At 65.7% G+C, this 19,775-nt stretch carries 16 protein-coding genes; 4 read left to right on the forward strand and 12 right to left on the reverse strand.

Annotation, left to right across the window (positions count from 1 at the left end):
• The first annotated feature begins 260 nt into the window (after nucleotides 1–260).
• The 3 genes from Q5761_RS07525 to Q5761_RS07535 are packed head-to-tail and all read left to right on the forward strand — an operon-like array spanning nucleotide 261 to nucleotide 4,129.
• Complete coding sequence (locus tag Q5761_RS07525; RefSeq protein ID WP_318750091.1) at nucleotides 261–2,165, forward strand: 2-oxoacid:acceptor oxidoreductase subunit alpha; 1,905 nt, start codon at nucleotides 261–263, stop codon at nucleotides 2,163–2,165.
• A complete protein-coding gene (locus Q5761_RS07530; RefSeq protein ID WP_318750092.1) occupies nucleotides 2,158–3,672 on the forward strand; it encodes a 2-oxoacid:ferredoxin oxidoreductase subunit beta in 1,515 nt (504 codons plus the stop codon). Before Q5761_RS07525 ends, Q5761_RS07530 begins: the two co-directional genes overlap by 8 nt.
• Nucleotides 3,673–3,697: 25 nt before the next feature.
• A complete protein-coding gene (locus Q5761_RS07535; RefSeq protein WP_006903632.1) occupies nucleotides 3,698–4,129 on the forward strand; it encodes a DUF2267 domain-containing protein in 432 nt (143 codons plus the stop codon).
• A 102-nt stretch (nucleotides 4,130–4,231) separates the two neighbouring features.
• Here Q5761_RS07535 and Q5761_RS07540 read toward each other — a convergent pair whose 3' ends face one another.
• The 4 genes from Q5761_RS07540 to Q5761_RS07555 all read right to left on the reverse strand — a co-directional run bounded on the left by Q5761_RS07540 (nucleotide 4,232) and on the right by Q5761_RS07555 (nucleotide 8,914).
• On the reverse strand, nucleotides 4,232–5,470 hold the full coding sequence (locus Q5761_RS07540) for an XdhC family protein (protein ID WP_318750093.1): 1,239 nt from the start codon (nucleotides 5,468–5,470) through the stop codon (nucleotides 4,232–4,234).
• Nucleotides 5,442–5,969, reverse strand: coding sequence for a carbon monoxide dehydrogenase subunit G (locus tag Q5761_RS07545; protein ID WP_318750094.1), 528 nt, complete (start codon nucleotides 5,967–5,969; stop codon nucleotides 5,442–5,444). Before Q5761_RS07545 ends, Q5761_RS07540 begins: the two co-directional genes overlap by 29 nt.
• Before the next feature lie 104 nt (nucleotides 5,970–6,073).
• A complete protein-coding gene (locus Q5761_RS07550; RefSeq protein WP_318750095.1) occupies nucleotides 6,074–8,419 on the reverse strand; it encodes an aerobic carbon-monoxide dehydrogenase large subunit in 2,346 nt (781 codons plus the stop codon).
• Between the two features lie 3 nt (nucleotides 8,420–8,422).
• Entirely contained in the window at nucleotides 8,423–8,914 is a 492-nt protein-coding gene (locus Q5761_RS07555; protein ID WP_413084495.1) for a (2Fe-2S)-binding protein, read from the reverse strand.
• A gap of 157 nt (nucleotides 8,915–9,071) precedes the next feature.
• On the opposite strand from Q5761_RS07555, the gene Q5761_RS07560 reads away from it, so the two are divergent.
• On the forward strand, nucleotides 9,072–10,376 hold the full coding sequence (locus Q5761_RS07560; protein ID WP_318750096.1) for an IS110 family transposase: 1,305 nt from the start codon (nucleotides 9,072–9,074) through the stop codon (nucleotides 10,374–10,376).
• Between the two features lie 56 nt (nucleotides 10,377–10,432).
• On the opposite strand, the gene Q5761_RS07565 is transcribed toward Q5761_RS07560, so the two are convergent.
• The 8 genes from Q5761_RS07565 to Q5761_RS07600 form a co-directional block, all read right to left on the reverse strand.
• Nucleotides 10,433–10,792, reverse strand: coding sequence for a hypothetical protein (locus tag Q5761_RS07565; protein WP_318750097.1), 360 nt, complete (start codon nucleotides 10,790–10,792; stop codon nucleotides 10,433–10,435).
• An 81-nt stretch (nucleotides 10,793–10,873) separates the two neighbouring features.
• Complete coding sequence (locus Q5761_RS07570; RefSeq protein WP_318750098.1) at nucleotides 10,874–12,040, reverse strand: IS110 family transposase; 1,167 nt, start codon at nucleotides 12,038–12,040, stop codon at nucleotides 10,874–10,876.
• A gap of 231 nt (nucleotides 12,041–12,271) precedes the next feature.
• Nucleotides 12,272–13,504, reverse strand: coding sequence for an IS256 family transposase (locus Q5761_RS07575; RefSeq protein WP_318750099.1), 1,233 nt, complete (start codon nucleotides 13,502–13,504; stop codon nucleotides 12,272–12,274).
• 125 nt (nucleotides 13,505–13,629) lie between these two features.
• Entirely contained in the window at nucleotides 13,630–13,878 is a 249-nt protein-coding gene (locus tag Q5761_RS07580) for a hypothetical protein (protein WP_318750100.1), read from the reverse strand.
• A gap of 432 nt (nucleotides 13,879–14,310) precedes the next feature.
• A complete protein-coding gene (locus Q5761_RS07585) occupies nucleotides 14,311–16,359 on the reverse strand; it encodes a beta-galactosidase (protein ID WP_318750101.1) in 2,049 nt (682 codons plus the stop codon).
• A gap of 22 nt (nucleotides 16,360–16,381) precedes the next feature.
• Nucleotides 16,382–18,025 (reverse strand): glycosyl hydrolase 53 family protein, encoded by a 1,644-nt coding sequence (locus Q5761_RS07590; RefSeq protein ID WP_318750102.1) that lies wholly within the window; start codon nucleotides 18,023–18,025, stop codon nucleotides 16,382–16,384.
• Nucleotides 18,022–18,852 carry a carbohydrate ABC transporter permease gene (locus tag Q5761_RS07595; protein ID WP_318750103.1) on the reverse strand — a complete coding sequence of 277 codons (831 nt, stop codon included), beginning with the start codon at nucleotides 18,850–18,852 and terminating at the stop codon, nucleotides 18,022–18,024. The genes Q5761_RS07590 and Q5761_RS07595 overlap by 4 nt, the downstream gene beginning before the upstream one ends.
• Entirely contained in the window at nucleotides 18,852–19,772 is a 921-nt protein-coding gene (locus tag Q5761_RS07600; protein ID WP_318750104.1) for a sugar ABC transporter permease, read from the reverse strand. Before Q5761_RS07600 ends, Q5761_RS07595 begins: the two co-directional genes overlap by 1 nt.
• Between the last annotated feature and the right edge of the window lie 3 nt (nucleotides 19,773–19,775).

The following is a 19,775-nucleotide window of genomic DNA, read 5'->3' on the forward strand; positions in this document are numbered from 1 at the left end:
GGCCCGCCGACCAACGGGCGGGCGGCCCGCCGCCGTCCCGTCGCCGGGGGTCCCGGCCCCGGCGGCGCGAGCGGGACGTCGTGGAGCCACCGCCGACAGCCGGGCGCAGGCGGTGATCGTGGAGGCGATGGACCGGCGGCGCGACCGGCACGTCGTGGAGCCACCGCCGACGCCGCGGCCGGCGCCACGGCGGGCGCCGGGGTATAATCCCCCTCCGTTTCGGCATCCTGACCAATGCCACGCATTGGGGAGGGTTGCCCATGTCCACCGACCACGCCCGGTCCCGAGCCCTGGGATCGTCGCGCCATGGCGGGGTGCGCGGAACCGCGGACGACGGTGCCCCGGCGTCCGCCCTGGCCACGGCCGTGGGCGGCGCACCCGGCGGGGACCGCCCCGTGCCGGGGGCGCTGGACCTCAGCCTCACCATCGGCGGCGACGCCGGGCAGGGCGTGGAGTCCAGCGGGGCCGGCTTCACCAAGGCGCTGGCCCGCAGCGGCCTGCACGTCTTCAGCATCACGGACTACCGCTCGCGCATCCGCGGCGGCCACAACTTCTACCAGATCCGCGTCGCCGACCGGCCGCTGTACTCCCACGCCGACCCCGTCCACGTGCTCATCGCCCTGACGGAGGAGACCATCAAGATCCACCTGGACAACCTGGCCCCCGACGCGGCGGTGATCTACGACGAGGGCTTCCGCCACGTGGACGCCGAGGCGCTGCGCCGCCACCACGTCCGGCCGCTGCCGCTGCCGCTGGCCGAGGTCGCCAAAAAGCACGGCAGCAAGGTGATGATGAACACCGCCGCCCTGGGCGCCGCCGCAGGGCTGATGAACTACAACATCGAGTACCTGGAATCGGTCATCAAGGAGAACTTCGCCAGCAAGGGCGACCGGGTGGTGGAAGCCAACCTCAAGGTGGTGCGGGAAGGCTGGAAGCTGGCCCGGGACGCGGCGGGCGACTTTCCCTACACCCTGCCCGACCCGGGAGGCCGGCCGCGCCGCATGGTGCTGCACGGCAACCACGCCTTCGCCCTGGGCGCCGTGGCGGCCGGCTGCCGGTTCGTCGCTGCCTACCCCATGACCCCCGGCACCAGCCTGTTCGAGTGGATGGTGGCCCACGCGGACGAACTCGGCATCGTCACCAAGCACGCCGAGGACGAGATCGCCGCCATCTGCATGGCCATCGGCGCCGGCCACGCCGGCGCCCGCAGCATGATCGCCACCTCCGGCGGCGGCTTCTCCCTGATGGTCGAGGCGCTGGGCATGGCGGGCATGGTGGAGGTGCCGGTGGTGCTGGTGGTCTCCCAGCGCGGCGGTCCCTCGACCGGGCTACCCACCCGGACCGAGCAGGGCGACCTGCTGTTCGCCATCCACGCCTCCCAGGGCGAGTTCCCCCGCATCGTGCTCGCGCCAGGAACGGTCGACCAGTGCTTCGAGACGGCGGTGCGGGCGTTCAACTTCGCCGAGCACTACCAGACGCCGGTGATCGTGCTGCTCGATCAATTCTTGTCGAGCCACCTGCGGTCGGTGGACCCCGACGCCTTCCGGTGGGACGACGTCCGCCACGACCGCGCCACCACCTGGACCCACGAGCAGCTGGACCGCCTGGACGGCCCGTACCTGCGCTACAAGGACACCGACGACGGCATCTCGCCGCGGGCCATCCCCGGCCACCCCAAGGCGGTCTACGCCATCACCACCGACGAGCACGACGAGGAAGGCCACATCAGCGAGGAGATCCGCAACCGCCGCCAGCAGATGGAGAAGCGCATGCGCAAGCTGGACACGGCCCAGGCGGAGATGCGCGGCCCCACCTGGTACGGCCCCGAGGACGCGGACCTGACGCTGATCTGCTGGGGCTCCACCTACGGGCCGTGCCGGGAGGCGGTGGACCTGTTCAACCGGGACAAGGGCGAGGGGGGTCGCCTGAACCTGCTGCACTTCACCGACCTCTGGCCCTTCCCGGTGGAGCGGACCCTGGCCGAGCTGCCCAAGATCCGCCGGGCCGTGGCCGTTGAGCAGAACTACACCAGCCAGTTCGCCCGGCTGCTGCGCATGATGACGGGGTTCGAGGTCCACGCCACGGTGAACAAGTTCGACGGACGCCCCATCGCGCCCCAGGAGATCCTGACCCAGATCGAAGGGGAGGTGCCGGTCCATGCCTGAAGACCAGGAACGGGGCACGGGCCACGGGATGGCCCCCGGCGTGCCCCCGGCCGTCTCGGCCGGACAGGGTGGCCAGCCCACAGGCCCCCACGCCGAGGGGACGGGCGTCACCGGCGCAGCCCCCGGCGCTGGGGAGGCCGCCGGCACAAGCCCCGCTGCCCGGCCTGGGAAGCCCGGTGGGACGAACGCGGCCACCGGGGCCGCCAACGAGTTCCACGGGGCGGTCAAGCGGCCGGCCTCGCCCCACGGCGGCGGCTGGGGCAGGGCGCAGCGGGTCGACCCGGACCGCGGAGCCGGCCGCGAGGGGGAGGCTCCGCCCATGGGGGCGGACGGTGCCGAGGCCGGCGGCCCGGGCCGGGCCGACGCAGGGCGCGCGGACGCCGCCCACCCGGGATCCGGTGCGGCCGCGGCCTTCGGCGGCCGGCCGGCCCAGGACGGGGCCGGGGGCGACGGCCTCGCGCGGGCCGGTTCGTCCGGAGAGGGGAGGGAGGGCGACGGGCCGGCGGCCCAGGTCCCGCCCGCCGCGTTCCGTGGCGGCGAGGCGGGGGGCACCGGCACCGGGTTGGGCGGGGCGCGGGCTGCCGCGGGGGGAGCCCGCACGGGCGCCCGCGCGGCCGTGGCCGACCGGGCGGAGCGGCTCACTGTCAAGGCCTACGCCAGCGACCACCGGCCCACCTGGTGCCCGGGCTGCGGCGACTTCGGCATCCTCACCGCCCTGAAGAAGGCGCTGGTGGACCTCGAGATCTGGCCCCACGAGGTGATGATCGTCTCCGGCATCGGCTGCGGCAGCAAGCTGCCCGACTACATCCACGCCAACGGCTTCATGACCATCCACGGCCGGCCCCTGGCGGTGGCCACGGGCATCAAGCTGGCCAACCCCAGGCTGCACGTCATCGTGGTCCACGGCGACGGCGACGGGTACGGCATCGGGGGCAACCACTGGCTGCACGCCATGCGCCGGAACATCAACCTGACGGACATCATTGAGAACAACCAGATCTACGCCCTGACCAAGGGGCAGTACTCGCCCACCAGCGAGCGCGGCTTCAAGACCACCACCTCGCCCACCGGCGCGCCCGAGGACCCCGTGCTGCCGACGCGGGTCGCCTTCGCCGCCGGGGCGAGCTTCATCGCCCGGGGGTTCGCCGGCCAGCCCAACCAGCTGGCGGACATCATCGCCGCCGCCATCCGGCACCGCGGCTACGCCCTGATCGACGTGCTCCAGCCCTGCGTGACCTTCAACAAGCTCAACACCTACGACTGGTACGCCGAGCGGGCCTATTCCGTGGAGGAGGAGGGGCACGACCCCACGGACCCCGAGGCGGCCTGGGCGAAGTGCAACGAGTGGGGCGACCGCATCCCCATCGGCATCCTCTGGCGCAACGACAAGTCGGAGCCCTACGAGGAGCGGGTGCCCGGGCTCCCCGTAGACCCACCCATCGTGGAACGCCCGCTGGACGAGCTGGGCGAGGAGGGGCTGGAGCGGCTCAAGGCCGAGTTCTTCTGAGTTCTTCGGAGGAGGCGTCCTTGGCGTGGATGCGCGGGAGATCTACCAGGCGGTACAGCGGCGCGGGCGGATGGGATCGTCTGAGGAGGCGGCGGCCGCCACCCGCATGACCCTGCAGAGCATGGCCCAAGTGCTGGGGCGGCAAGCCGCGGGCGCCCTGGCGGCCGCCCTGCCGGCCGAGCTGGCGGCCGAACTGGCACGGGCACCGGACCGGCCGGACCCGCTGATCGACCGCCAGGTCTTCGTAGGGCCGCTGGTCAACCACATGGACACCGAGTACGGCTACGACCAGACGGTGGGCGGCCTGGATCTGGTGGCCGCGTACATGGACGACGACGCCGCCACCCGGATGCAGGCGGTCTTCGCCACCCTCAAGGAGCGGCTCGATGCGGGCACCCAGCAGGCCGTGCGAGCCGCCCTCCCTCCTGAGATCCGGGACTGGTGGGACAGCGCCTGAGCGGCCTGCCAGTCAAACAAGAATGCCGGGACCTGTCGGCCTTGGCGGCCGACAGGTCCCGGCGTGGCGGTTGGGCGATTGTGCCGTCACGTGCGGTTGCCATCAGGCGCTTTCGACGTAGCGCTCCGGATCCTTGAGGAAGGTGGCCTTGCAATGGGGGCAACAGAAGTAATACTGCCGCCCCTCGTATTCGGCCACGTGGCGGGTTTCCCCGGGCACGACCTCCATGCCGCACACCGGATCGCGAGCGACGGCGGGAAGTTCGGCCTCCTTTGCCGCCCCGTCTGACGCCGCCCTTGACCCGGATGCTGCAGCAGCCACCTGCGTTGCAGCGCCGGTCGAGACGGGCCGGGAGGCCGTGTGGGTCGTGGAAGCCGCGGGTTGCTCGGCGGCTCTCTCCGCGGCGCCCGCTGCCGTACCGGCACCTTCGGCCCCGAGTCTGGCAGCGACCTCATCGCCGACGACCATCCCCGCGTGGGCCCGCAAGCGGGCCCGCCGCTGCCGGATGATGTCGGCCAGGATGGAGACGGCGATTTCCTCCTGGGTGACGGCCCCCAGGTCCAGGCCGGCCGGATTGCGGACCCGCTCCAGATCGGCGGCCGGCACGCCCGCCCCGGCCAGCACCTCCTTGACGGCCGCCGCCCGCTTGCGGCTGGCCACCAGCGCCACGTAGGGAACGCCGGCCGCGAGCCAGCGCTGCAGGCACTCCTCGTCGAAGTGCCCCATCGTCGCCACGACGGCGTACGCTTCCGGCACCGGCTCGAAGTCCTCCAGGGCATCCACGGAGATGGCCCGCCCGCCGGGCACGGCAGCTTCCGGCGGCGCCTCCCGGCCGTACACCAGCACGGGCTCGAAGCCCACCATGGCGGCCATCTGCACCAGAGCGTAGGCGAGGGGCGTATCGCCGCACGCGATCAGTTGGGGCGGCCGAACGAAGGGCTCGATGTATACGTCCACCTCGCCGCCGCTGGGGCAGGTCATGGCGACGGTGACGACCCGGGCGTCCCCCTCCCCGCCGGCCGCTCCGGGTTCCTGCCCCTCGTCGCTCTCCTCGGCGGTGGCGGCATCGGCCGGTACGTCGACACGGATCTGGATGAGGCGCGGCTGCCCGTCGGCCAGCGCCGCCAGCGCCTGCCGCCGGACGATGGACTCGGAGCAGCTGCCCCCGATCCAGCCCTCGATACGACCGTCCGCGGTGATCAGCGCCTTGTCCCCCGCTCTGGACGAAACGGGGGGACGTCGCCGGATCACCGTAGCCAGGGCGAAGGAATAGCCCCGGGCCCGCAACGCCGCCGCCCGGGCCAGAACTGCGTCAGGTCGCCCCGCCGTTCCCACTTCCACCGGATTCAGCCCCCCCGCCAGCGCCACCCGTGCCGGTTGAGGCGGAACCCGCCTGATCCTCCAGGTTGGCCCGAATCGTGGCGAAGAGCTGCTCGGTGATCTTGCGGGCCTGGTTGTCCAGCAGCCGGCCGCCCACCGTGGCCAGCGGCCCGCTGACATCCGCGTCCGCTCCCCAGCGAAAGCGGGTCGCGCCCTCCCCCGCGGGTTCGAGCTCGATGCGTGCGGTCAACTGGAGCCCGCTCCCCATACCGCTCCCCCGGAGCCGCAGGCCGCCGCGGCGTGGCGCCTCTTCCGGCTGCAGCTCCACCTCCATCTTGAACCGGCCGCGCACGGGGCCGACCCCGATGCGCACCACGGCATCGAAGTGACGGTCATCTTTGACGTTCAGTTCCTGCAGATCGGGCAGGCAGTGACCGACCTGGCCGGGATTGTTGATGAACGCCCAGACCTTCTCCTGCGGGGCCTCGATGGTCAGTTCACCGTCGTAGTGCAGGTGCAATGCCGTCTCTTCCCCCTCTACGGATGATGTGGCTGCGGGGCGGGACACGGGCCCGCCCCGGAGGGCCGCCGGCCGGCCTGCCGGCGGCCCTCCGCGAACCCGCCTCACTCGATCCCGTGCTCGCGCAGGATCTTCCAGATCTTCCACGGCGTGATGGGCATGTCGATGTGGCGCACGCCCAGGTGGGAGAGGGCGTCTACCACCGCGTTGACGAAGGCGGCCGGAGAGCCGACGTTGGGCGACTCGCCAACGCCCTTGGCGCCGATGGGATGGTGGGGCGACGGCGTCACCGTGCGGTCCGTCTCCCACTTGGGGGTCTCCATGGCCGTGGGCAGCAGGTAGGTGGAGAAATCGCTCGACAGGTTGTTGCCGTTCTCGTCGTAGACGATCTCCTGCATGAACGCGATGCCGAAGCCCTCGGTCAGCCCGCCGTGGACCTGCCCTTCCACCACCATCGGGTTGATGACCGTGCCACAGTCATCGACCGCCACGAAGCGGCGCACCTTGACCTGCCCGGTGCCCTTGTCGATGTCCACGACACAGATGTACGCGCCGTTCGGGAACGTCAGGTTGGGCGGGTTGTAGTAGTAGACGGCCTCGAGGCCGGGTTCCAGTCCCTCGGGCGGGTTGGTGTAAGCGGCGAAGGCCACCTCCTGGAAGGTCACCGACCGCCCGGGCGCGCCGGCCACGTGGAAGCGGCCGTTCTCCCAGACCACGTCCTCCTCGGACGCCTCCAGCACGTGGGCGGCGATCTTCCGTGCCTTGTCCCGCACGCGGCGTGCCGCCATGGCCGTGGCAGCGCCGGCCGTCGGCGTGCTGCGGCTCGCGTAGGTGCCCAGGCCGTAAGGTGCCGTATCGGTGTCGCCTTCTTCCACCAGGACGTCGTCCACGGGAATCCCCAGTTCGTCCGCGACGATCTGGGCGAAGGTGGTCTCGTGGCCCTGGCCCTGGTGCCGCACGCCGGTCCGCACCAGCACCTTGCCCGTGGGGTGCACGCGGATCTCACAGGAGTCGAACATCTTGATGCCGGCGATGTCGAAGGTATGGGCCGGCCCGGCACCGACGATCTCCGTAAAGGTGGATACGCCGATGCCCATCAGCTCGCCGCGCTTCCGCTTCTCTTCCTGCTCCTTGCGGAGATCCCAGTACCCGATGATGTCCATCGCCTTCTTGAGCGTCTCGGCGTAGTTGCCGCTGTCATAGGTCCACCCCAGCGGCGACGGGTATGGGAACTTCTCCGGCGGGATGAAGTTCTTCAGGCGCAGCTCCACCGGGTCCATCCCCAGCTCGTCGGCCAGGACATCCATGGTCCGCTCGATCAGGTACGAAGCCTCGGTCACCCGGAAGGAGCAGCGGTAGGCGACACCGCCGGGCGCCTTGTTGGTGTAGACCGCGTCCACCTCGACGAAGGCAGTCGGGAAGTCGTAGGACCCGGTCACGATGCTGAAGAGACCGGCTGGGAACTTGGACGGGTTGGCCGCGGCGTCGAAGGCGCCGTGGTCGGCGATGGTCTTGACCCGCAGCGCCTTCACCCTGCCGTCGCGGTCGGCGGCGATCTCGCACGTCATGTGGAAGTCGCGGGCGAAGTGGGTGCTCTGGAGGTTCTCCGTCCGCGTCTCCACCCACTTGACCGGCCGGCCCAGCTGCAACGAGCCCACCACCGCGCAGACGTATCCGGAGTACACCGGCACCTTGTTCCCAAAGCCGCCGCCCACGTCCGGCGAGATCACCCGGATCTTGTGCTCGGGCAACCCGGAGACCAGCGCCAGCAGCGTGCGATGGGCATGGGGCGCCTGGGAGGTGACGTAGAAGGTCAGCCGCTCCGTGGCCTTGTTGTAGTCGGCGATGCAGCCGCAAGGCTCCAGCGGCGCGGGGTGCACACGCGGGTAGGAGACCTCCTGCCGCACCACCACCTCCGCCTCGGCGAAGGCGCGTTCCGTGCGGTCGCGGTCGCCGACCTCCCAGTGCCAGATATGGTTGGTCTTCTGCTCCCGGTCCTCCCGCAGGATGGGCGCGTCGGGCTCCAGGGCCTTGAACGGGTCGACCACCACCGGCAGCGGCTCGTATTCCACCACCTGCGCCAGGGCGTGGGCGCCGTCGAAGGCCGCCTCGCGGGTCTCGGCGACCACGGCCGCCACCTCCTGGCCCTGGAAGAGCACCTTGCCCACTGCCAGGACCATCTGCTTGTCGCCGGCCAGCGTGGGCATCCAGGCCAGGCCGGCCTTCTCCAGGTCCTCCCCGGTGATCACGGCGACGACCCCGGGAACGGACAGCGCCGCTTCCTTGGGGACCGCCTTGACCCGCGCGTGGGCGTAGGGGCTGCGCACGATCGCCATGTAGAGCATGCGCGGGAGCACGATGTCGTCCAGATAGCGGCCGGCGCCCTGGATGAAGCGCGGGTCCTCCTTCCGCTTTACGGGCTGGCCAAGAACGCGCTCGGCAACCGCCATCGGTCAGTTCCCCCCTCGCGCCTGCGGCTCCGCGGCGACAGCCACGTCCTCGCCAGCTGCAGCGGCCGGGGTCTCCCCCCGGAGCTCCGCCGCGGCCTGCTGGACGGCCTTGACGATGTTCTGGTACCCGGTGCACCGGCACAGGTTGCCGGAGATGGCGAACCGGATCTCTTCCTCCGTCGGGTTCGGATTGCGCTGCAGCAGGGCGTAGGCGGTCATCAGCATGCCCGGCGTGCAGTAGCCGCACTGGAGCCCGTGCTGATCCCAGAAGCCCTTCTGCAGCGGGTGGAGCTGGCCGTCCTGGGCCAGGCCCTCCACCGTCATGATCTCGCTGCCGTCCACCTGCACGGCGAACACCGTGCACGACTTGACGGGCCGCCCGTCCAGGATCACGGTACACGCGCCGCAACTGGTCGTGTCAGGTATGACAAGATGGCGTGGGCCGGTAGAAGGAGTCCAATTCTTCCCGGCCGTAGGGAACGGCGGGGAGGGCAAGGCTCGTGCGTGTCGTGCCCACCCGTTGGGGTGAAGGCTTTTGTGTGCGGGCCACCCTCCCCGACCGTCCCGGCTGGTGACGAGAGAGCGCTGCGCCCAACGCTGATACCTGAGCGCACCGGCCGGGCACCACGAGTTCTTGCGGAGGGGAACGCCCGTGGCACAGCGGATCCTCGCGGTGGGGATTGACCCCGCGAAACGGACCCATCATGCCGTGGCCGTGTTGTACCCAGACCGGGTGGTGCTGGACGAAGCCATTCCCAACGAACCGTCGGCGTTTGCGCGCCTTGATGACAAGGTCACGCACTTGGCCCGTCAGTACCGTGCCCGGATCGTCTACGGCGTCGAGGATCACCGCCGGTACGGCCAGGCTCTGGTGGAAGCTTTGCAGGCGCGTGGGCGGACGGTGCGGGTTGTCAACCCCCTATGGACGCATCGCCAGAAGGATTTCTACGGCCAGGATAAGGATGACCGTGTGGATGCGCGGGCGATCGCGGCCGTGGTGCTCCGCCGGGGCGACACCCTGCCCGACGCCACGGAAGCAAGTCGTTTGGCGACATCCATCCGGGAAACGGCCCGTATGTTGCAGGATTTGGCGCGGCAGCGGACCCGAGCGCTCAACCGGCTCCACCGGCAGTTGTCCGACACCTATCTGCCCGCCTACGAGACGTTCTTCGGCAAGCTCGGACGGCCGTGGGCGCTCCGGTTCTTTGCCCGCTTCCCCGTGCCGCAGATGCTGCGCGGGTTCACTCCCGAAGCGCTGGCCGAGGTGCTCGAGGAGTTGGCAGGCGGCAAAACAGGACCGGTGCGACGCCACCGGCGTCGTGAGCAACTCCAGCAGCGGGCCGCCCAAATCCTGACCGCCACCGCAGAGCTCCAGAGCCGGCCCTGCACCCTCGTGCTGGAATTGAAGGCCGAGCTGATTCGCCAGCTGTGCCAGGAACTGCTCCTGATCCACGAGCGGACGCTCCGGCTCCGCCGCCTGCTGCGGGAACAACTCCTCCCGGCCACCGGCCAGCAGCTTGAGACCCTACCCGGCGTCGGCGAGATTGTGGCAGCCACCATCCTGGGTGAGGTGGGGGACATCCGCCGCTTTCGCAACCGACACGCCTTCGCCAAGTACAACGGCACCGCCCCCGCGGCCCACAAGAGTGGCGGTCGCGAGCAGCACCGCGCTCGTCGTGCGTGCAATCACCGGCTCAAGCGCGCCCTGTGGCTGACAGCTTTTGCGGCAGTGCGCCACGACCCTTTGGCCAAAGCCTATTACGAGCGCTGCCGCCGACGTGGACTGTCGAAGATCGAGGCCATCAAACGGGTGGCACGGCGGATGTCGGACATCATCTACGTCATGCTCCGCGATCAGATCCCCTACGATCGAACGCGGGTCGAGGCCTCCATCGCGAGACGGCACCAGCAAAACCAGCAAAACGTAGCGCCGGAAACCGGTGGCAGCGCTGCCTGAGGCAACGTGGCAAAGCCTTACCGGTCCCCGGCCGGTCCAGTCTACGGGATGCTGGGCTACGCTGCAAGCGCCACAGGAGCCGGATCTTGACAGAGAGCGCCAAGGAACAGCAGGTCGACCTCCAGTTGCAGGATGTCCGCCACGCTCCAGTAGATGGCCTTCTGCAACGCCTCGCCGGCCGCCACCAGCAGGTCCATAGCCCGGTAGAGGTGATGGAGTTCCACCCCTTCGGTGCCCGGCAGGACCACCTCCTTCTGCAACCACTCCCAGGTCGCCAGCTTGCTCGCCGGTGCCAGCGCCCGGTTGGCCACCATGGCGAAGAGGGCGCGTTCCACCGGCAGGCGCACGCGCCGGTCGGCCACCGCCTCCTGGATGGCCTGGGCGATGCCCAACTCGTGCCACAGCCGGTCCAGCACCCAGCCGCCGCCCAACGGCCGGCTCGATCACGTCCCGTCACTTCTGATGGACGTCAAGCCCTCGCCGGGCGGAACCCCTACTCAGGAAGCTCGCTGCAGCTTCTCTCCTGAGCGCAAGGCTGTGCTCTGACCTGCCTCAGCCCAGCTACGAAGCATCGCCCGGCGGATCACCTCCCCATCGGCAGGTCGATGGCGCACGAGTCGCTGCAGGCCAACCAGCTTGCGTTGCACTGTGGCCGGCTTTTGCGCCCGGTACGGCTCGCCCGTCTGCAGCATCCGCCACGCCACGATCAAGAGCTTGCGTGCCAGCGCCACAAGGGCCTTCTTGGTCCCTTTCTTCGCTGCGAGGCGGCGGTAGAACCGGCCCAGCTCCCCCTGGTCATGCCGGGCCACGCTCCAAGCCGCCTCCACAAGCGCCCGCCGCAGCAGCCGATCCCCGTGGCGGCTGATGCGCCCTCGCCGGTCCCGTTCCCCCGATTGGTCGACCGAGGGGTCGAGCCCCGCGTACCGCGCCACCTGCTTGGGACCACGAAACCGCCCGGGATCGCCCAACTTGGCCCAGACGGTGGCCGCCGTCAACAGCCCCACGCCCGTGACGGTCAGCAGCAGCCGGACCTCGGGCACCTCCGCGACCTGCCGGGCGATCTCCGCCGTGAGCACCTCCACCTGCGCCTCCAGCACCTGTGCGGCCTCCAGCGTGACCTGCACCGCCAGCCGTTCGCCCGGCGGCAGCGGTACGCCCTCCATACGCTCCAGGAGGACCGCGGGGTCGGCACCCCGGGGGACAGCGATCCCGTGGCGGCTCAAGGCAGCCCGCGCCTGGTTGAGCAGGGCCCGGCGCTGGCTGTCCAGTCGTTCCCGTGTCTTCAGCAGCCGGCGCACCTGCCGCAGGGGCTGGGGCGGAACCCATACGGTAGGTACGATGCCCAGCGCCGCCATCTTCGCCAGCCGCGCGGCGTCCACGCGGTCTGTGTGCCGCCCTGAACCCAGGCGCTTCAGCTCCACGGCGTTGGCCACCAGGACTTTACCAGCGTGGGGCGCCAGGGTATCGTAGATCTCAAAGGCATTTCCGGTGACCTCGAGGGCGACGACCGCTTCGCGGTCCAGTTCGACCACCAAGGCCGTCCACGCCTCGGGCGTGTTGGGGAACCGGAAATGCCTTTCTTGCTGCCCTTCGGGCCGATCGGGCCGGAACTCGCAGGCGTGCACGTAGCGCTTGTGCACATCAAGCCCGATGTAGCGCGGCATGGGAACCCCCTCCCGCCCGGGTGATTCTCGGAGCGCAGACGGCGGTTTTTCCTTCGACCGCGTACGCATGCATTCACTTCTCCGGGCTGACCGGACGCCTCACGGTGCCCATGCGGGCGATGCGCAGAGGGGGCCGACCAGACAAGAAGGTCGGGCTCCAAGCCCATGACGGGACACGGCGCGCCCTCTGCTCTGCGCTCCGCGACCGCCTCCGCTTCGAGTTGGTTGATGTCAGGAACCCTGCACCATCTCCTCCAGGTTGTCCCTTTCCGCAGACGGGTCCGGCGTTGGCGCAAGCTTCGCCATCGATTCGGGACTGAAGTCCTTTCGGGAGGCGATCCACTCGTCGTGCTGCTCTTCGAGGACGGTGCCCAGGAGTCGCAACGCGGCAGCCACGTTCGGGAAGATCCCCACGACATCACACCGTCGCGCCAGTTCCCGGTTCAGGCGTTCCAGGACATTGGTCGAGTGGATCCGTCGCCAGTGTTCCGCCGGGAAGGCCATGTAGGCCAACACGTCGTCCTCGGCATCCCGCAAGAAGGCCGCCACCTGAGGGTACCGGGAGCCAAGCTCGTCGGCCACCTGCTGGAGCCGCTGCCGAGCCGTGACCGCGTCCGGCTGGGCGAAGATGCTGCGGACCTGGGCGGCCACCGCCGGCTGGGCGTGCTTGGGGACCCGGGCCAGGAGGTTGCGCATGAAGTGGACCCGGCACCGTTGCCAGCTCGCCCCCGTCAGCACCTCGGCAATGGCCCGCTTCAGGCCCTCGTGGGCGTCGGAGATGGCGAGCCGCACGCTCCGCAGCCCCCGCGCCACCAGGCTCCGCAGAAAGGCCTGCCAGAACGCGTACGTCTCCGCCGCCCCCACGTCGAAGCCCAGCACCTCTCGCTCGCCGCTCGCCTTCACCCCAACGGCCACTACGGCGGCCATGTTCACCACCCGGCCGTCCTGGCGGACCTTGATGGCCTTGGCGTCGAGCCAGAGGTAGGGGTATTCGCCTTCCAACGGGCGGTTGCGAAAGCGCTCCATCCGCTCGTCCAGTTCGGCACAGAGCCGAGAGACCTCGCTCTTGCTGACCCCATCCAGCCCCAGGGCCCGCACCAGCTCGTCGACCTTCCGGGTGCTCACCCCGTGGACGTAGGCCTCTTGAATGACGGCCACCAGGGCCTTCTCGGCGCGCCGGCGACGCTCCAGCAGGCTGGGGAAGTAGGACCCCTTGCGGAGCTTGGGAATTTTCAGCTCGATGGAGCCGAGGCGGGTCTCCCAGGGGCGGACCCGATACCCGTTCCGGTAGGTCTTGCGCGTTTCGGTGCGCTCGTACCGTTCGGCGCCCACAAGCTCGCTCACCTCAAGCTCCATGAGCTTTTGGGCCAGCCAGCGAAGTCCTTCGCGCAAGGCATCGGCTTCGGGCTCGCCTTGGTGTTTGCGCAAAAGCTCGAGAAGTGCCATCTTGAAGTCAGCGGTCACCGGTGGCTGCCCTCCCTTCAAGCGGTCTTGTCCAACCCGAAGGGGAGCCACCGGTGACCTCTTTTGTCAAGGGTCACCAGGGCCGGCCGGTCCGGCCCCGAACTTTTACACTACCACCTGGGACTCTAGCGCCGGCTCTCGACAAACCGCAGCGGGACATCGCCCTCCTGCGCCTGGCGCTGGAGGGCCTCTTCGGGGGAGAGGAAGCGTTCGATGCTGCGGATCAGCCGCTGGAGCTGTTGGCGGTCCACTTCCTCTTCGCGGCCGAAGGACCACAGCACCTTGGCTTGCGGCCGGCCCGTTTGGGGATGCCGGAAGTTGTGGGCCAGTTGGACGTAGCGGACGATGGAGCCATCTCGATTTTTGCGCTGCACGGTACGGATATACATCCCTACGTATTACGACGTCTATTCCTAGTGATCCTGCATTGGATCGCAATTCGTGTGCCTACAGGATTCCCGTGTGTGCCGCGCCTGAAGCGTCAAAAAACCGCGCCGTGGCGCGGTTTCGGTCAAGACATGTGTCTTCGAAGTGTCAAACTCGGGCCGTGGCACCACCAAGAATAGGCGGCCGGGGGCTTCGTTCCACCTCGGCCGCGGGGGAAGTGTTACGGTCTTGCGAATGGGCGGACACGCCAGTGGGTTCACCACATGACCCAGTTCGCATTCCGCTGTTCGCTGACCGTCTGTTTTCGTGATCGATCCTCCTCAAACACCTCATCTCGATGCTCGTGCTCGAGATTCCGGGAATTTCCCGACTGCCACACCATCGACCGGGCAACGGCCGCTGTTTCGGTCACTCGCTGTTCACTCCGCTGTTTCCGTTCGCAGAACGGCCACGTCGCGCGGCGCCAGAACCAATTCGTCAGTCACCACCTCGTTGGTCAACAAGTTTCGATATACCCCATGCGCTCTAGGTAGAGAAATCCGCTGCGTCTGTTCGGTATGGTTGAGCAGGAACCAGTAGGACCGCCCGGCTTGCGTGCGCCGACAGGTCGCCTCGACGCCGGAGGGAACCTCGAGTACAGGCTTCACACCTGCGGTTTCAGTTAAGGCTTTCAGAAGACCGGCGATGACAGGGTCCTCTGGCCGTGTTCCTACGTACACTGCTTGTCCTCGACCGTATCGGTGCACGGTTATGGCAGGGTAACCGGCATAAAAGTCTTCCGCGAATTCGGCCAGGACCTGCGCACCCTCGAGGTGGATGATGTCGGCCCATAGGTCGGCGGTGAACCGCTCTGGTACTATCGCTGATTGCTTCGGGGATACCACGGTCCGCCGGCACGTCACTCTTTGACCGGGGAGAAACGGATCGAACTCCTCTACCCAAATGCCCAGTACGTCCTTCAACAACGCAGGATAGCCGCCGAGATAGACGCGATCGTTTTCGTCGACAATGCCCGAGAAGAAGGTGGTCAGCAGGTAGCCTCCACGTCGCACAAACGCTGCCAGATTGGCCGCCGCATCTTCCGTCAACATATACAGCGAGGGCGCCAGCACCAGTTTGTAGCGTGACAAATCCGCCGTAGGCGGTACGAAGTCGACGGCGATGTTACGCTCGAAGAGGGGCCGGTAGTACCGGAGCAGTTCATCTAGGTAGCGGATGTCCCGGCTGGGCTTGGAGTCCAGCTCCAACGCCCACCAGTTGCTCCAGTCGAAGGCAATTGCTACCTCTGCAATGATGCGGCTACCTAACACTTCGTCTAACCGCTTCAATTCCGCACCGAGCTGTGCAACTTCCCGGTATACCCTTGTCTTTTCCCCCGCGTGCGGTACCATTGCGCCGTGGAACTTTTCTGCACCCGCTCGTGAGGCCCGCCACTGGAAGAAGAGGATGCCATCGCTTCCGTGCGCCAGAGTCTGGTAGCTCCACAGCCGCATGATGCCGGGCCGCTTCAGCGGGTTCTGCGGCCGCCAATTAACCTGACTTGGCGTTTGTTCCATCAGTATAAAGGGTTGCCCTTTCTTTAGGCTGCGCATTAAATCGTGTGACATCGCCGCCAGTATAGGCACACCCGCGGTCGGCTCGGGATAGCTGTCCCACGATACCAAATCCATGTGCTCTGCCCATGCGAAGTAATCAAGCGGCTTGAAAAAGCCCATCAGATTAGTCGTCACCGGCACATCCGGCGTGATTTGTTTGAGGATCCGACGTTCCGCGAGGTAGCAAGCGAGCAGGCTGTCCGACATGAACCTCGCATAATCCAGCTGTAGCGCGGGATTCGCATACGTCGGTGTATTGCGTGGAAGGGGAATTTCGTCCCAGTCATAGTAAGTTTGGCCCCAGAATGCGGTTCCCCACCGCTCGTTCAGCACGTCAATATGGCCGTATCGCTGTCGCAACCACTTTCGAAAGGCTGCTTCGCAATTCGGACAGAAGCAGCGCGAGATGTGGCAGCCGTACTCGTTGTGAACGTGCCACATAGCTAGTGCCGGGTGGTCCTTGTAATGTTCGGCGAGACGCCGTACCAGACGTTCGCTGTACTCACGGTAGACGCGGCTGTTTGGGCAGTAGTGTTGGCGCGATCCGTGCGAATACCGCACGCCGTTCTCGTCCATCGGCAACATCTCGGGATACCGAACGGCCATCCAGGCCGGTGGAGAGGCCGTTGGCGTCGCCAGGTTCACATAGATACCGTGTTTCCACAGCAGATCGATAATCCGATCCATCCAATTGAAATCGTAGCGATCCGGCCCCGGCTGCAGTAAGGCCCAACTAAAGACACCAAGGGTGACAATGTTGACCCCGGCCTGTTTCATCAGGCGGACATCTTCCTTCCACACTTCCTCGGACCACTGTTCTGGATTGTAATCTCCGCCGAATAGGATGTGCGGCACCTTGTACTTCCATTCCATCGATCCCCTCATCCTTTCTGTATCATTCATTCACCTGCAGGGTCTCAACCGGATTGCCATAGATCTTGATCGACGGCAGGGCACGTCCGCGGAAATCAAACAGCGTCAGGTTGTCGTTGGGCGTCCCCGCTCCCGGTTCCCAACCAACTCCCGGAATCCACTCCGGTTCCCAATAGAATATGCCGGCTCCGCGATCACCTGGAACTTGGGCCAGAATCGATAGCAGGTCATTGACAAACGAGATTTGTCCTCTGGGCGACGCTGGGTATCCAGCGGGCAATTGGCTCTCCGTCCAAACGAAGTTGGGCGTGTCGTCGCCGTTTTCCAGCGTCCACGGGTACTGAGTCTCTACAATTATTATGTCTTTGCCGTAGCGTGTGGCCAGGTCGTTCACGTTCTGCCGTAGGTCGCTCAACGACCCATGCCAGAACGGATAGTACGAAAGCCCGATGATGTCAAAGGGAACATCCTCCGCTATGATGTGGTCAAAGAAATTGCGGCAAACCTTGTTGTTTCCACCCTGGTCAATATGCAACATTATGCGCGGGCGATGGTTCGGTGGGCTCCCTTTAATTGCTCCTCGGATCCCCGCTTTCAGGAGAGCGACGAACGAGTCCCAGCCCTGGTTTCCCTCCACCTTTCCCAAAGGCCAGAGGATGCCGTTGGTGATCTCATTCCCTATTTGCACCATGTCGACCGGTGTACCTTGCGCTGCAAAAGCGGCAATGACCTGGCGGGTATAGTTCTCCACTGTCCGTTCCAAGGTAGTAAGGTCCTGCCCCTGCCAAGCACGAGGGATAATCTGCTTACCTGGGTCCGCCCAGAAATCAGAGTAGTGAATGTTCAATAGCAATTTCATACCCGCAGCCTTGATGCCCTTCGCCATCGCCAAGTCACTGGCGAGGTTGTTGTAGCCCCCAGGTGGATCAACCCAGAGACGCAGGCGGGCATAGTTGGCTCCGTGGCGGCGCATGATCTGATGAGGGGGAAGAACCTGACCATCGAGATCAGTGAACTTATTGCCTACCCGCTCTTCCTCTAGCTCGAAGGAGAGATCCGCTCCCAACGCCATCGACCGAGTGTGCCGATCGACTCCGAACAGGCGAAATTCTGCGACCGTCGGCACTTTCCCGTCAGATCCGATCACCGTCAGCCGCACGTATCGAGCGTTCGCCAAGTTCTTCGGGAGCGGAAAAGCCACAGGCTGCCCCGCTGGGAGCGAACGCTTCTGTAGGGATGGCACCACCTGCCAATGACCCGGTCGGTCCGCTACCGCCACGGAGACGGTCGCGTCGCTGTTCTTGCCCAACGTCAGGCCGATCCCTCCAAGGTGACGCGGGCGGTGCAAGTCGACAATCAATTCGCCACGGTTTTGCCCCGGTGACCAAGAGGTTGCTGCGTCCCCATCCGTGGCATTTACCGCGGGTTGGTTAGGACTCGACGACGACGCCGACACAAAACTGCTCAGCGCCAAGTTGACGAGTAGCTGCCTGGTTCTTGGGTGCGGATCAGGGTTGCCACCACGCTTATGCAATGCCCGACCAGCCCAGGCCGAAGTTGGTCCGATGACCAATCCCAAGCCGATGAACACCAACAGTGTAAAGATCAGCCCTGCCCTCGCCCATACGCCCACCCATCGATCCCTCTCTCCACACTTTATCCTCATCCTTTCACAGCCCCCCCATAAATTCCAGAGATGAAGTATTTCTGGAAGATCAGAAAGAGAATGAGGATCGGCAGGATGCCGATGGCTGCCCCGGTCAACACCTCCCCGTAGTCAACCACCTGCCCTGGCGCGACCAGCAGTGACAGGAATACCGGCAGCGTAGTACTCGACGGATCTTGCAGGATGACCAACGGCCAGAGGAAGTTGCCCCATTGCTGCACGAAACTCAGAATGGCCAGCGCGGCCAGTTGCGGGTACACAGTGGGAAGGATGATGCGATGAAAGATGCCTACCTCCCCGCACCCGTCGATACGTGCGGCCTCAACCAATTCAGTTGGCACGTTCAACATGTTTTGACGCATGAAAAATACGCCAAACGCGTTGGCCAACGCTGGCAGGATCACCGCCTGGGGTTGGTTGACCCATCCTAAGCCGGTCATCATCTCAAACAGAGGTATCAGCGTAACCTGAAATGGGATCATCATCGTCAACAGAACCATAGAGAACAATAGGTTCTTTCCCGCAAATTCAAACTTGGCGAACGCATAGCCCGCCATCGCCGACAAATAGACGGTTACAATAGCGAACACCAGCGCAATGAAACACGTGTTCCACAAAACCCTCCAAAACGGTCCACTCGCCTCCAGCCCCCGTAAATTTTCAAGAAAATGGCTACCAGGCATTAGTAGCGGTGGCACGCGGAAAATCTGAGTATCGTCCAGTGTGGTAGCAATGAACATCCAGTAAAACGGGTAGACCGACACAAGCGACGATGCTACCAAACATAGATAGGTGACAATCTTAATGCTGAGGCTGGTGTGACTCATCACCACTCCCCCGCCCTCGATATCCGGATCTGCAGATAACTGAGTACGGCCACAATGGTCGTCAAGACATATGCGGCAGCCGAGGCATGGCCGAACTGAAAACTTTGAAAAGCGAATTGATAGATGTACATGACAGGCGTCATTGTCGCGTTTGCCGGACCCCCATGGGTCAAAAGATATGGCTCCGTGAACAATTGCAAGGTACCTATAGTCGACACGACGGCGCAGAACAGAAGAATCGGTTTGATCATAGGGACGGTTATGCGAAAGAACCGAGCCACCCGGCCCGCGCCGTCCATCTCCGCCGCCTCGTTGATGCTGTCCGGGATGGACTGTAATCCGGCTAAAAGTATGATGGCGTTGTAGCCGGTCCAGCGCCAGGTGAGGGCTATGATGATGGCGATGCGCGCCCACAGTGGCGAGTGCAACCAGTCGATGCCCGAAATGCCAACGAGACCCAAGATGTAATTTAAGATTCCATATTGTTTGTTAAACATGTAGGAGAATACTATCGAGTATGTTACTGCATCGATTAGCACAGGAAGAAACACTGCAAGTCGGAAGAAAGGTAGACCTTTGATGAATTTCGCATTAAGCGCCACGGCCAAAAGCAATCCCAGAAAGAGCATCACAGGCACCTGGACCCCAAGAATGATGGCCGTGTTCAATAGAGATTGCCAAAATGCGTAGTCCATCAACAAGTTTCGATAGTTGCTTATACCTACCCAGTTGGAGACACTGCCTTCGGCAGAGGTGAACGACAAATACAACGACTTAACAATCGGGTAGATCAGGAATATCGCGAAGATGACAACAAACGGTGATAAAAACAGGTACGGAGCGGCCTGCTTGGCTAAACGCGAGCGTTGGAACAACGCTCTCGTTGGTTTCGGATGAACGTAGAGGACCGACTTAGCCACGGC

Source organism: Thermaerobacter composti (assembly GCF_033582035.1).
In the GTDB taxonomy this organism is placed as follows: domain Bacteria; phylum Bacillota; class Sulfobacillia; order Thermaerobacterales; family Thermaerobacteraceae; genus Thermaerobacter; species Thermaerobacter composti.

Coding starts and splice junctions, on each gene's coding strand:
- Q5761_RS07525 (WP_318750091.1), top strand. CDS start 261: ATGTCCACCGACCACGCCCGGTCCCGAGCCCTGGGATCGTCGCGCCAT.
- Q5761_RS07530 (WP_318750092.1), top strand. CDS start 2,158: ATGCCTGAAGACCAGGAACGGGGCACGGGCCACGGGATGGCCCCCGGC.
- Q5761_RS07550 (WP_318750095.1), bottom strand. CDS start 8,419: ATGGCGGTTGCCGAGCGCGTTCTTGGCCAGCCCGTAAAGCGGAAGGAG.
- Q5761_RS07570 (WP_318750098.1), bottom strand. CDS start 12,040: ATGCCGCGCTACATCGGGCTTGATGTGCACAAGCGCTACGTGCACGCC.
- Q5761_RS07585 (WP_318750101.1), bottom strand. CDS start 16,359: ATGGAATGGAAGTACAAGGTGCCGCACATCCTATTCGGCGGAGATTAC.
- Q5761_RS07590 (WP_318750102.1), bottom strand. CDS start 18,025: ATGAGGATAAAGTGTGGAGAGAGGGATCGATGGGTGGGCGTATGGGCG.
- Q5761_RS07595 (WP_318750103.1), bottom strand. CDS start 18,852: ATGAGTCACACCAGCCTCAGCATTAAGATTGTCACCTATCTATGTTTG.